We start from the raw sequence: 12,225 nt of genomic DNA, 5'->3' as shown, positions 1-12,225 counted from the left end.
CGACGCGAAAGAAATAAAAACGATACTTTTTTATTTCTGAAACTAGTAAGGCGCATAGGGTGACCACCCTATAGCGACAACCGTAGAATGACGAACGACTTTGGAGCCGTCATTCTTTACGAGTTGCGACTCGAAAGAAAAAATAGAAATTTCTACCATCTTATCGGGACTATATAACTTTATCATTATACCATTTTTAGACACAATTTGCAGTCTATATACTCAATAAAAATCAAAGAACAGCTTTTTGATTGTAGATAAAATGGACTAAATTAGTAACATTTGCCTAATACAAGATGACGCTAACTTGTTTTGAAGAGTATTAATGTACTGTTTCAATTTCTACTAATCTATTTTTAATAGGTGTTTAACAACCTTAATATTATGCGTACTATTATTTTCAAACTATCGTGTCCTGAACAATAGTTTGAAAATGAAAAGGGACTTTATTCTTTTTGTAACCTTACTGTAATAATTATCCGATTAAAAAATGATAAAATAGGTATGTACAGTTAAGGAGAGAATAATGCCTGTAAGAAAATTACAATCCTATGAGGTAGACTATCAAGAAGAATTAAATCATCAGATTCCTCGCTATCAAGATTATACACCTGAAGCACAATCTGATGCCAATCTCAAGGAAATCCTATTTTTTATCAATATTGCTGTTTTTTGTATCTGCATTGCTATCTTTAGTTTCATCTTTTTAGCATTAAAATTATCAACTGCTCTTGCATTTGTCGTAGCAATCGGATTTAGCTTACTTATTTTAAAAGTCCAACGCTCTATTATCAAACGAAAATTTAGAAAATAAATCATACCCCATGTCTAATCAAGTTGATTTGTAAAAAATTAAGGAAAACAGAGGATTTAAGATGAAAAATGTGTTATTCATCTTAAATCCTCTGTTTTTTTGACCAGCTTGCCAAATATAATTATTTACTTAATTGAATAACGTGTAACCTTTTCTAATAAACGTTCTCCAAACATCCTAAACTGTAAAATCAATCCCCCTACCCTTTTACCATTATCTTCTCCAAAATATGCTATAATAATACCAAAAGATAAAGAAGGAAGACTTATGATTAAACTACTAGCCTTGGATATGGACGGAACCCTCCTCAATGAAGCCAAGGAAATCCCACAAGCTCACATTACTGCTATTCACAAAGCCATTGAAAAAGGTGTCAAACTGGTACTTTGTACGGGCCGCCCCCTTTTCGGTGTCCTCCCCTACTACAAAAAACTGGGGCTTGACCTCCGGAACGAATATGTTATTGTTAACAACGGTTGTTCAACTCACCAGACCAGTGACTGGGGACTAGTTGACTGGCAAGAACTCAGTCCATCTGACATTGAATACCTCTATGACCTAGCTGAAAAAAGTGATGTTCAGTTGACTCTTTTTGATGAGGAGCATTATTTTGTCCTCGGTGGCAAGCCCAATCAAATCGTTCAAAATGATGCTAAACTAGTATTTTCAGACCTGACTGAAATTTCTCTTGAGGAAGCGACTAGTGGCAAGTATCGCATGTTCCAAGGTATGTTTTTAGGTACAGAGGAGCAAACAGACGATTTTGAAGAGCGTTTTGCTACAGAACTCTGCCAACGATTTAGTGGAGTTCGTTCGCAGCCTGTTATTTATGAAGCCATGCCACTTGGAACGACAAAGGCTACTGCTCTTTCACGACTAGCAGATATTTTGAAGATTGATTCCTCAGAGATTATGGCTATGGGCGATGCTAATAACGATATCGAAATGCTCCAGTTTGCAGGACTTGGCATTGCAATGGGAAATGCCAGCGATTATGTCAAATCTCTTGCGGATTCCGTTACAGCCAGCAACGAAGAAGACGGCGTTGCGCGTGCCATTGAGAAATATATTTTATAATTAAGAAGCCCAGTTCATATCAACTGGGTTTTGATATTTAAGAATTCCTAAAACTTTAGAAACTCTTTAGAAATCCTTGAGCTTTCTTTGATTTCTATGCTTTATACTAAAGTTAACAAAATAAATCAAAAGGAGAGAATCATGAAAACAGTACTCGACATTCATGGATTGTCCAAAAACTTTGACAAACAAGCTATTCTTCAGGATCTTCATTTAACGATAAGAGAGGGAGATATTTATGGACTTATAGGGAAGAACGGAGCTGGGAAAACCACCTTGATAAAAATCATTACGCAACTACTGTTTGCAGATAAAGGAACTGTTTCCCTCTTTTCTAGCCATTCGGAAAATGAGTGGACCAAGGCTCTATCTCGAGTAGCTTCAGTGATCGAATCACCCGTAGCACATAATCACTTAACAGCCTATCAAAATCTGAAATATTATTGTATGATTCGCCATATTCCAAATGCTGATCAAGTCATTCGAGAAACGCTGGACTATGTAGGTTTGGCAGATATAGGTAAAAAAGTCTTTCGTGATTTCTCGCTAGGAATGAAACAAAGACTTGGTATCGCCATTGCCCTCCTATCTAAACCAGACTTCCTGATCTTAGATGAACCTATCAATGGTCTCGACCCAATCGGTATCAAAGAATTTCGACTCATGATTCAACGCCTCAATCAAGAAAAAGGAATCACCATTCTCATCTCTAGCCATATCTTGTCAGAACTCTATCTCGTAGCAAATCGCTTTGGTATTTTAGATCAAGGCAAGATTATCCGTGAAATCAGCAAAGCTGAATTTGAGACACTAAGTGAGGATTATATTGTCCTTAAGACAGCTGACCAAGAGAAAGCTTGTCAAGTATTAAAAGAACAAATCCAGCTCCAGTTCAAGGTTGTTAATCCAGAAAATGAAATTCACATCTTTGGTCAGGAACAAGATGTCAAACAGATTCTCAAGGAATTAACCTTGGCAGATGTTGCCATTGACGAGATTTACTATGCCCGTCAAAACCTAGAAGAATACTTCACTCAATTGGTCCAATAGGAGTAAAATCATGATACATACCATTCAAGCAGACTTTTACCGTCTTTTCCGCTCCAAAGGATTCTGGATTACAGAATTCATTCTCTTTGTCCTCTTGCTAATGGGTGCCACTATCGGGGCTACAGGCCATCTGATGGCAATCCAGACAGAAGAACCAGAAATTCCAACCCATGGTTGGGACGGTATTCAAGCTCTGATCAATGCGTCTAGCAATGATTCAAACCTTGTTTTTCTCTGCATTATTCTAACATGTTTAGTTCTTGGGGTCGATCTAATCGGCAAGCTTTATAAAAATAGTTTGACAGTTGGCGTTTCTCGTACAGAGTTTTTCTTCGCTAAATCCTTTGTTCTAGCAAGTATCGCTCTCTTACAACTCATCGCCAGCCTTGTGATTGCTTTTGTTCCCTCAACTCTACTAAACGGACTTGGTACGATACCTGATGGTTTTGTTACTAATCTCCTCTTAATGATTTTCCTTCAATTTCTCTGCCTTCTCGCTTGGCTTTCGATTATTTCCTTTATTCTCTACCTGACTCATTCTTATCTTGCCGTATTTATTGGTTATCTGATTAGCTCTATCATCCTTTCTATGCCAATGATCATTTTTCCAAATATCAAATTTTTACCATATTTGTCCTTGCATTTTTCCTATGCTATGACTGCTAATAGTGAATCCATTTTCTATACACTTATAGTTACCTTAGCTGTTATTGTAATCTTTAATCTAAGTGGACTGGCAGTTTTCAAAAAGAAAAGTCTATAAAAAATGACCTCCTCTAGCCTACAGAGGAGGTTTCTTCTGTTAAAAATAAATAAAGACCGAAAACCATTCACCATCAGTGGCTAGCTTCATCTCTGCACCGAGAAGATGGCATAATTCCTCAGTGATATAAAGGCCTAAACCAGAGGATTCTTCCGTATCAGATAGATTTTCAGAATAAAAACGGTTGCTGAGATTTTCTATTCTTTTGATGGGCTGTTTGACAAGGTTTGCAACCTCTAAGACAAGCTGTTCCTTTTCCTTTCGCAAAGATAGACGCGCTTCTTCCTTGCCATGTTTGAGGACATTCCCAAGCAAATTTTGTAAAATTCGATCCAGCAAGTCTTCATCAGTCCTCGTTGTTAAACCAGCTTCAACCTTAAAATCAAGCGTGATATTTGCCGCCTGAAAAACATCATAATAAGCCAAAGTCTTCTTGGTAATAAAAGCTGAAAAATCCACTTCTTCCAGTTTCGGTTTGACAGCTCCTTCCATCAAACGACGATATTCTAGGAGAGCCTCCAAACGTTTGGAAACTAAATCAAGATGCTGGGCTATTTTTTGTAAGGTTTCTGCTTTGTCTTCAGGAGACTTTATCAATTGTTGGGTGTAGCCTGAAGCGATAGTCAGAGGTGTCCGAATATCATGGGCAATATTGCTGATGGCCATATCCAGAGTCTGCTTTTCCCTTTTCATCACCAACCGAGATTGTTCTACTTCCTGAAATAGATTCTCAATCTGCTGGTAGAGATGTAAAAAATGTTTGGAAAAAATGCTGACTCCAACTCTTTTCATACTACCCGTGAGAATCTTGTCTTCAATCTGTTGACTCAGGCTTTCAAGTGCCAGATGATAGCGAATCAATGCAATCGATAAAATAATTAGGAGTACTAGTAGGACAAAAATTATCATGTAGGTCATTGCTTATCTCCTTTTAATCTTACCCCAACTCCCCAGATGGTTTCAATGTATTCTTGATTTGGGTCAAGCTGGCTTAATTTTTTTCGAAGATTACTCAAATGCGTATTGAGGGTATTATCTCCAGGTAGATAGCTATCCTCCCAGACCAATTCATAAAGTTCTTCTTTTGTAAAAATTTTCTTAGGGTGTTTAAGGAGAGTTTGGAGAATCAAGCATTCTTTCTTAGCAAGGCGAATCGTTTCCTGGCTATTTTTGATTTCAAAACTTTCTGCATCAAACTGGATATTTTTCAAGTTTTGTGGCAGATTTTCAGTTTTTTCTATTTCCATAGGCTGTTTTTCTACGCTTTGACGTAATTGAACAGTAACTCTGGCAAAGACTTCATCCAAATCAAAAGGCTTGACTATGTAATCATTTGCACCGTCTAAGAGGTATTGACTGATTAACTTCTTATCGCTCAAAGCCGTTAGCATAATGACTGGAGTTTGACTTTGTTCCCTGATAGCTTTTAAAACCTGATCCCCATTTTTCCCAGGAAGCATGATATCTAGCAAAACGAGGTCAATCCCACCTTGGTCAAAACGCATGATGCCTTCAGTTCCTGAAAAGGCTTGAATCACATCATGCTCCTCAGTAAGAAGTGTTCGTAAAATCTCTTGAATGTCACTATTGTCTTCAATAACCAATATCCTAGCCATAAATACCAACCTTTCTGCAACTATTATAGCATGTTTTATTGATAAAAAGCTCCTCGCATAAAAGCGCGAGAAAGCCTTAGAGGATTAAAATATAAAATCTACTTGTTAGATAACATAGTATTTTTTGTTGCTAATAAGAAGTTAGTCTAGCAGAATGAATATCCCATTTCTCCCCTACTAGTCCGTAATTCGTTGATACATTTCGGGTCTTCTATCTCGAAACAGTCCCCAATTTAGGCGCTCGCTTGCTCCCTTGTCTAGGTCATAAGTAGCTAATAGAACAGCTTCATCTTGTCTTTCAGCTTGCTCTAGAATAGCTCCTGTTTCATCCGTCATAAAGGATGAACCGTAGAAGTCAAGACTGGAACTCTGTCCACCATTTTCCTCACTAGGCGTGACCTCTTCCAAGCCATAACGATTGGCTGCGATGACTGGAACAATATTTGCCGCTGCGTGTCCTTGCATGGTACGTTGCCAGTGACCACAACTATCTGTATCCAAAATTGGCTCTGAACCGATGGCTGTAGGATAAAAGAGCAATTCAGCACCATTCAATGCAAGACAGCGCGCTGTTTCAGGGAACCATTGATCCCAACAGATACCGATCCCAATCTTGGCATAGCGAGTATCCCAGACCTTGAAACCAGTGTTGCCAGGCGTGAAATAGAACTTTTCTTGATAATAATGGTCATCTGGTATGTGGGTCTTTCGATAAACACCCAGCACTTCCCCATCTGCATCAATGACAGCAATAGAGTTATACAAGACATTGCCATCTTTTTCATAGAAACTGATTGGTAAAACGACCTTTAGCTCCTTGGCAATAGTTTTAAAATGCTGAATAGCTGTATTGTCTGTCACCGACTGGGCATGCTGGTAGTAGTCATACTGTCGTTCCTGACAAAAGTATGGACGTTCAAATAATTCGGGTAAAAGAATAATTTGTGCACCTTGTTCTGCAGCCTGACGTACTAAACGCTCTGCGGTTTGGATATTTGTTGCCACATCCTTGGCGCATTGCATCTGAATGGCTGCAACTCTTACATTTCTCATCTTTTTCTCCTATTCTGGGATTTGTTGGGTGATACAGTGGATATTGCCACCACCTAAGAGAATATCTCTGGCTGGAATTCCGACAACTTTACGGTCTGGGAAACACTTACTGAGGATATCTAAGGCTACTTGATCGTTTTTATCTTGAAACTGGGGAACAAGGACTGCCTTGTTGGCGATATAAAAGTTTACGTAGGAAGCTGCTAGTCGTTCACCAGCGTATCGCTCTTCTTCTCCTTCTTCATAGATGTAGCCTGGCAAATCTTCTTCTGTCACAACTTGTCGAACTGCAGGGATAGGCAATTTATGAATAATGAAGGGACGACCTTTTGCATCTGTCTCTTGCTCTAAGAGTTCGAGATCTGCTTTTGACATGGCATATTGAGGATCACTTTCGTCGTCCGTCCAAGCCAAGACAAGTTCTGCAGGACCAACAAAGGCAGCAACATTGTCAACGTGTTCATTGGTTTCGTCCTGATAAATACCATAAGGAAGCCAAATAACTTTTTCAGCTCCAAGGCTCTCTAATAAGATATACTCGATTTCCTCTTTAGTCAGGTGAGGATTGCGACCAGGACTAAGCAAGCAACTTTTAGTCACAAGAATGGTTCCTTGACCATCGCTATGTATCGCTCCGCCTTCTAGGACAAAAGGTTTGGCATCGTAAACAGGCATTTCCAAGGCCTCAGCAAAACGACTGGCTACTTGGTCATCAGCTTCGTAGTCTTGGTAGAGACCATCAACAGCACCACCCCAAGCATTGAAAGACCAGTCTACTGCCAACTTTTCTCTTTTATCATTGATAAGAATGGTTGGGCCAGTATCACGCGCCCAGGCATCATTGGTGGGAATGTCTAAATAAATAACGCTATCTCCAAGGTAGTCTTGGGCTTCAACTAAGTAGTCTTGGTCCACCAAAAGATAGACTCTTTCCCCCTCTGCTATAGTCTTGATAATCTGGCTAAATGCTTTTTTAGCAGCTTTACCTTGAAAAGGCCATGAACCTGGTCGAGTCGGCCATATCATGAGGGTACCATGATGGGGCTCGTATTCTGCTGGCATGCGATAGCCTAATTTTTTGGGAGTGTCCATCATGATAATCTCCCTTTAAAATCTTTATAGCCAAAGGATTTGACTAAGCTACAGTCTCCCTGTTCGTCCATAAGATAGAGACTTGGCAATCCAATACCGTTAAAGGTATTATTTTTAACAAATGAGTAAATAGCCATGTCTTCGAAATAAAGTCTATCACCGATTTGAGCTGGATTTTCAAAGCTATAATCACCAATCACATCACCCGTCAGACAAGTATTGGAAGAAAGTCTATAGGTATGGGCTTTTTCCTGTGCCTCAAAGCCATTTCTCAAAGGTGGGCGATAGGGCATCTCAAGTACATCAGGCATATGGCAGGTCGCAGAGGCGTCTAAAACCAAGATTTCCATGCCGTTTTCGACAATATCTAATACTTCAGTTGCTAGATAACCTGCATTGAGCGCAATGGCTTCACCCGGCTCGATATAGATTTCAAGATTGTAAGTTTCTCGGATACGCTTGATTTCTGAAATCAGCAAATCCACATCATAGTCCTCTCTTGTGATGTGATGACCACCACCCATGTTGAGCCATTTTACTTCATGCAAATAAGAACCAAACTGCGCTTCTACTGCTTTCAAAGTTGTCTCTAAATCATCTGCTCCCTGCTCGCAAAGGGTGTGAAAATGAAGACCATCCACCAAATCCAGCAAATCACTCGGTATCTTGTCTGAAGTTACTCCAAAACGAGAGCCAGGTGCACAAGGGTCATAGAGCGCGTGATCTCCTTGAGTTGAACACTGAGGATTGAGGCGCAAACCCACGCTTACACCAGCCTCCCGACAACGAGGCCCATGTTTACGCAATTGTCTCTCAGAGTTAAAAACGATATGGTCTGTTATCTCTAACAATTCCTCCAAGTCCGCATCCTTGAAAGCAGGCGCAAATACATGGACTTCTCCTGGAAATTCTTCTCTAGCTAGCTTAGCTTCATAGAGTCCACTGGCTGTCGTACCTGATAGATACTGGCTAATCAAGGGATAGGTTTTGTAGAGTGAATAAGCCTTCTGGGCAAGCAAAACCTTGCAACCAGCTTCTTCTTGAACATATTGTAGGATACGGCAATTGGCTTCTAACTTGGCCAAGTCAATGACGTAAGCTGGTGTTGGTACTTGTTCTAGCTTCATTAGTCCACCATTTGTGGATTTTCAACCACAACCCATGGCAAACCATACTCATTCAAAGCTTCCATGAATGGATCTGGATCCAATTCTTCAAGGTTATACACTCCAGCTTGTTTCCAAGTACCGTTCATAACCAACTTTGTCCCAATCATAGCTGGAACGCCTGTCGTGTAAGAAATGGCTTGTGAACCAACTTCTGCGTAACATTCCTGATGGTCACAAACATTGTAGATGTAGATGGTCTTTTCAACACCGTCTTTGACACCTGTAAAGATACAACCTATATTGGTTTTACCAACTGTACGTGGACCAAGGCTTGCAGGATCTGGAAGCAAGGCTTTCAAGAATTGGATTGGAACAATTTCTTGTCCGTTGAAGTTAATGGCATCCGTACGAAGGAGACCAACGTTTTCCAAGCATTTCATATGCGTTAGATAAGATTGACCAAAAGTCATAAAGAAACGAATCCGTTTAACACCTGGAATGTTCTTAGCCAATGATTCGATTTCTTCGTGGTGAAGGAGGTACATGTCTTTTTGTCCAACTTGAGGGAAGTCATACTCGCGCTTGATAGACATGGCTTCAACTTCGACCCATTTTCCATCTTCCCAGTAAGAACCTGGCGCAGAAACCTCGCGTAGATTGATTTCTGGGTTAAAGTTTGTTGCAAACGGATAACCGTGGTCACCACCATTACAGTCTAAAATGTCGATATAGTGGATTTCATCAAAATAGTGTTTGAGGGCATAAGCTGAAAAGACACTAGTCACACCTGGGTCAAATCCAGAACCAAGAAGAGCGATCAAGCCAGCTTCTTTGAATTTTTCCTGATAAGCCCATTGCCATGAGTAGTCAAAGTAGGCTGTAAAACCAAGTTCCTTACAGCGTTTTTCGTAGATAGCACGCCACTCAGGGTCTTCTGTGTCTTCTGCTTCGTAGTTGGCTGTATCAATATAGTGAACTCCAGTCGCCAAACATGCGTCCATAATGGTTAAATCTTGATATGGTAGTGCTACGTTCAAAACTGCTTCTGGCTTGTAGCTTTCAATCAGGGCAATCACTTCTTCAACCTTATCAGCATCAAGGGCAGCTGTCTCAATCTTTGTACTTGTTTTGCCTTCCAGTTTAGCTTTCAAGTCATCACATTTTGACTTGGTACGGCTAGCAATCATAATCTCTGTAAACGTTTCGCTATCCTGACAAATCTTTGAAATAGCAACTTGGGCAACGCCCCCGCATCCAATAACTAGTAAACGACTCATTTTTTTCCTTCCTCTTCTTCTAAAATGTCCTCAACATACTTGGGCAACATAAAGGCTCCCACGTGTAAGTTTGCAGTGTAGTATTCTGTGAAAAGCTGGCGTTTTTTCCAACCTTCCTTGTCAAAATCTTTAACAGGGTGGTATTTTTTCGATGCAAATCCAAACAACCAATAGCCAGCTGGACTGGTTGGGATATGGGCCTGATAAACTCGGCTGATTGGAAAGGCTTGATTGACCTTGCGGTGCATGCTTCGGCAAGCAGATTCATCTTCGTCAAAGAAAGGACTACCATGCTGGTATATCATGATACCGTCCTCTTTCAAGGCTCTGTAACTATTTCCGTAAAATTCCTTGGTAAAGAGCCCTTCCGTATGTCCAAATGGATCTGTCGCATCGTTGATAATGATATCGTAATCATCTTCGCAGTTTCGCAAAAAGCGTAGCCCATTTTGGTAGTAAATGGTAACACGAGGATCATCTAGCCCAGCAGCAAAGTCTGGGAAATACTCACGACAGACTTCAACCAACATCTCATCTGGTTCCACAATATCGATTTGTTCCAGCTCAGGATAGAGTGTTAATACTTGGGCGACACCGCCATCACCACCCCCAATAACCAATACTTTCTTTGGATTTGGGTGGACAGCCATGGGAACATGAACGGTCATTTCATTGTAGACAAAATCATCCGCATCTGAAAACAATACATGCCCATTTAAAATCAGTATTTTCCCAAAAGCTGGTGTATCCAAGACTTCGATATCCTGCCATTCACTTTTACCAGCGTAGAGTTGCTTGGCTGTTCTCAGGGACAATTTCACATCTGGAGTATGAACTTCAGAAAACCATAAATCCATCTAGTTCTCCTTTCTCTTAATGACGTTGATGTGATTGACCTCGGGATCTTCCGTCCCTTGGAGGGAGCAACCACGTTCCTTGGCAAATTGGATATAGTCGACAATTTCTCGTGTAATGCGTTCTCCAGGAGCCAAGATAGGAATTCCTGGAGGATAGCACATGACAAATTCCCCACAGACTTGTCCAACAGACTCATCCAAGGTTAAACTTTTTCTTTCTGAATAGAAGGCTTCCTGAGGAGAAAGGACCAACTCGGGCTGGATATATTCTCCAGCTATCAAGTCCTTCCCATCTCGTGAGTATAGTCTCTTGATATCAGCCAGAGCACCGACCAAGCGCTCGATGTCTTGGATACGGTCACCAATCGAAATATAGGCCAAGATATTGCCAATATCACCAAACTCAATCTGAATGTCGTATTCGTCTCGTAGGAGGTCATAAACCTCGATACCTGTTAAGCCAATACCCTGAGTGTAAACTGACAACTTGGTCACGTCAAAATCGCAAACGGACACTCCGTCTATTAACTCTTTTGAATAGGCATAGTAGCCACCGATAGCATTGATTTCACGACGAGCATACTCGGATAGCTCAATGACCTTCTCAAAAGACTCTTTACCACGAAGGGCCAAGTTGCGACGTGAAATATCTAGACTAGCCATCAACAAGTAAGAGGCAGATGTAGACTGGGTCAGATTGATAATCTGTCGAACGTATTCAGGATTCATCTGCTCCCCGATTAAAAGAAGCGAGCTTTGTGTCAAACTCCCACCAGACTTATGCATGGAAACTGCTGCCATATCAGCACCTGCATCCATAGCAGAAATTGGAAGTTTATCTGTAAAATGCAAATGCGCTCCGTGGGCTTCATCTACTAAAACCATCATGCCAGCTTCATGAGCCATTTCTGTCAAACCCTTTAGGTCTGAACAGATTCCGTAGTAAGTAGGATTGTTAATCAATATTGCCTTGGCATCTGGATGATCCTTTATGGCCTGTGCTACTCGATCATTTTCAAGACCTAAAGCGATACCAATCTTAGGATCTACACTCATTTCGATATAGATGGGAATGGCACCACATAGAACCAACGCATTGATAGCAGATTTATGGACATTTCGTGGCAGAATAATCTTATCTCCAGCCTTGCAGGTTGCCAGAATCATAGTCTGTACCGATGAAGTTGTTCCACCAATCATTAGAAAAGCATGACTAGCTCCAAAAGCATCTGCAGCCAGCTCCTCTGCATCACGAATAATCGAAATAGGATGGCCTAAATTATCCAAGGGTTTCATCGAATTGACATCAATGCCAACACATTTTTCACCTAACAGTTCGACAAGTTCTGGATTTCCCCGTCCACGCTTGTGACCTGGAACATCAAAGGGAACAATCCGTTTCTTGCGTAACTTCACCAAGGCCTCATAAATTGGGGCTTGGTTTTGATCTAACTCTTTCAAGACATACTCCTTTCAATATTTTTAGGACCTTATGAAAACTAAGGAACTAAAGGTTG

The 12,225-nt window shown here is 40.6% G+C and carries 12 protein-coding genes; 4 read left to right on the top strand and 8 right to left on the bottom strand.

What is annotated here, in order from left to right:
• The first annotated feature begins 526 nt into the window (after window positions 1-526).
• From N8L90_RS00220 to N8L90_RS00205, 4 genes are all read left to right on the top strand, one after another.
• On the top strand, window positions 527-814 hold the full coding sequence (locus N8L90_RS00220) for a DUF3270 domain-containing protein (protein ID WP_001145222.1): 288 nt from the start codon (window positions 527-529) through the stop codon (window positions 812-814).
• Between the two features lie 267 nt (window positions 815-1,081).
• Window positions 1,082-1,891 (top strand): Cof-type HAD-IIB family hydrolase, encoded by an 810-nt coding sequence (locus tag N8L90_RS00215; protein ID WP_023942454.1) that lies wholly within the window; start codon window positions 1,082-1,084, stop codon window positions 1,889-1,891.
• A 141-nt stretch (window positions 1,892-2,032) separates the two neighbouring features.
• Window positions 2,033-2,941: an ATP-binding cassette domain-containing protein gene (locus tag N8L90_RS00210; protein ID WP_261023753.1), complete on the top strand. Its 909-nt coding sequence runs from the start codon at window positions 2,033-2,035 to the stop codon at window positions 2,939-2,941.
• Between the two features lie 10 nt (window positions 2,942-2,951).
• Window positions 2,952-3,704: an ABC-2 family transporter permease gene (locus N8L90_RS00205; protein ID WP_000581964.1), complete on the top strand. Its 753-nt coding sequence runs from the start codon at window positions 2,952-2,954 to the stop codon at window positions 3,702-3,704.
• A gap of 39 nt (window positions 3,705-3,743) precedes the next feature.
• Here the strand turns inward: N8L90_RS00205 and N8L90_RS00200 are convergent, their stop codons facing one another.
• The 8 genes from N8L90_RS00200 to N8L90_RS00165 form a co-directional block, all read right to left on the bottom strand.
• The gene (locus tag N8L90_RS00200; protein WP_261023752.1) at window positions 3,744-4,622 is read right to left on the bottom strand and encodes a sensor histidine kinase; all 879 of its coding nucleotides are present in this window, start codon (window positions 4,620-4,622) and stop codon (window positions 3,744-3,746) included.
• Window positions 4,619-5,320, bottom strand: coding sequence for a response regulator transcription factor (locus N8L90_RS00195; RefSeq protein ID WP_261023751.1), 702 nt, complete (start codon window positions 5,318-5,320; stop codon window positions 4,619-4,621). The genes N8L90_RS00200 and N8L90_RS00195 overlap by 4 nt, the downstream gene beginning before the upstream one ends.
• Before the next feature lie 177 nt (window positions 5,321-5,497).
• On the bottom strand, window positions 5,498-6,373 hold the full coding sequence (gene aguB, locus N8L90_RS00190; RefSeq protein ID WP_261023749.1) for an N-carbamoylputrescine amidase: 876 nt from the start codon (window positions 6,371-6,373) through the stop codon (window positions 5,498-5,500).
• A 9-nt stretch (window positions 6,374-6,382) separates the two neighbouring features.
• The gene (aguA, locus tag N8L90_RS00185) at window positions 6,383-7,468 is read right to left on the bottom strand and encodes an agmatine deiminase (RefSeq protein WP_261023748.1); all 1,086 of its coding nucleotides are present in this window, start codon (window positions 7,466-7,468) and stop codon (window positions 6,383-6,385) included.
• A complete protein-coding gene (nspC, locus tag N8L90_RS00180) occupies window positions 7,465-8,592 on the bottom strand; it encodes a carboxynorspermidine decarboxylase (protein ID WP_261023747.1) in 1,128 nt (375 codons plus the stop codon). The genes aguA and nspC overlap by 4 nt, the downstream gene beginning before the upstream one ends.
• Window positions 8,592-9,851, bottom strand: coding sequence for a saccharopine dehydrogenase family protein (locus N8L90_RS00175; protein ID WP_261023746.1), 1,260 nt, complete (start codon window positions 9,849-9,851; stop codon window positions 8,592-8,594). The genes nspC and N8L90_RS00175 overlap by 1 nt, the downstream gene beginning before the upstream one ends.
• Window positions 9,848-10,708 (bottom strand): polyamine aminopropyltransferase, encoded by an 861-nt coding sequence (gene speE / locus N8L90_RS00170; protein WP_000366713.1) that lies wholly within the window; start codon window positions 10,706-10,708, stop codon window positions 9,848-9,850. The genes N8L90_RS00175 and speE overlap by 4 nt, the downstream gene beginning before the upstream one ends.
• The gene (locus N8L90_RS00165) at window positions 10,709-12,169 is read right to left on the bottom strand and encodes an aminotransferase class I/II-fold pyridoxal phosphate-dependent enzyme (RefSeq protein ID WP_153226185.1); all 1,461 of its coding nucleotides are present in this window, start codon (window positions 12,167-12,169) and stop codon (window positions 10,709-10,711) included.
• Window positions 12,170-12,225 lie beyond the last annotated feature (56 nt).

The sequence above is a fragment of the Streptococcus mitis genome (genome assembly GCF_946190115.1).
Lineage (GTDB): Bacteria > Bacillota > Bacilli > Lactobacillales > Streptococcaceae > Streptococcus > Streptococcus mitis_CO.
Note: the sequence above shows the minus strand (reverse complement) of the source record. Positions and strands in the feature narration are given on the sequence as shown.

What these genes read in the sequence shown, in the direction of transcription:
- N8L90_RS00210 (WP_261023753.1), top strand. Translation starts at nt 2,033, where the DNA reads ATGAAAACAGTACTCGACATTCATGGATTGTCCAAAAACTTTGACAAA.
- N8L90_RS00175 (WP_261023746.1), bottom strand. Translation starts at nt 9,851, where the DNA reads ATGAGTCGTTTACTAGTTATTGGATGCGGGGGCGTTGCCCAAGTTGCT.
- aguA (WP_261023748.1), bottom strand. Translation starts at nt 7,468, where the DNA reads ATGATGGACACTCCCAAAAAATTAGGCTATCGCATGCCAGCAGAATAC.
- nspC (WP_261023747.1), bottom strand. Translation starts at nt 8,592, where the DNA reads ATGAAGCTAGAACAAGTACCAACACCAGCTTACGTCATTGACTTGGCC.
- speE (WP_000366713.1), bottom strand. Translation starts at nt 10,708, where the DNA reads ATGGATTTATGGTTTTCTGAAGTTCATACTCCAGATGTGAAATTGTCC.
- N8L90_RS00195 (WP_261023751.1), bottom strand. Translation starts at nt 5,320, where the DNA reads ATGGCTAGGATATTGGTTATTGAAGACAATAGTGACATTCAAGAGATT.
- N8L90_RS00215 (WP_023942454.1), top strand. Translation starts at nt 1,082, where the DNA reads ATGATTAAACTACTAGCCTTGGATATGGACGGAACCCTCCTCAATGAA.
- N8L90_RS00220 (WP_001145222.1), top strand. Translation starts at nt 527, where the DNA reads ATGCCTGTAAGAAAATTACAATCCTATGAGGTAGACTATCAAGAAGAA.
- N8L90_RS00205 (WP_000581964.1), top strand. Translation starts at nt 2,952, where the DNA reads ATGATACATACCATTCAAGCAGACTTTTACCGTCTTTTCCGCTCCAAA.
- aguB (WP_261023749.1), bottom strand. Translation starts at nt 6,373, where the DNA reads ATGAGAAATGTAAGAGTTGCAGCCATTCAGATGCAATGCGCCAAGGAT.
- N8L90_RS00200 (WP_261023752.1), bottom strand. Translation starts at nt 4,622, where the DNA reads ATGACCTACATGATAATTTTTGTCCTACTAGTACTCCTAATTATTTTA.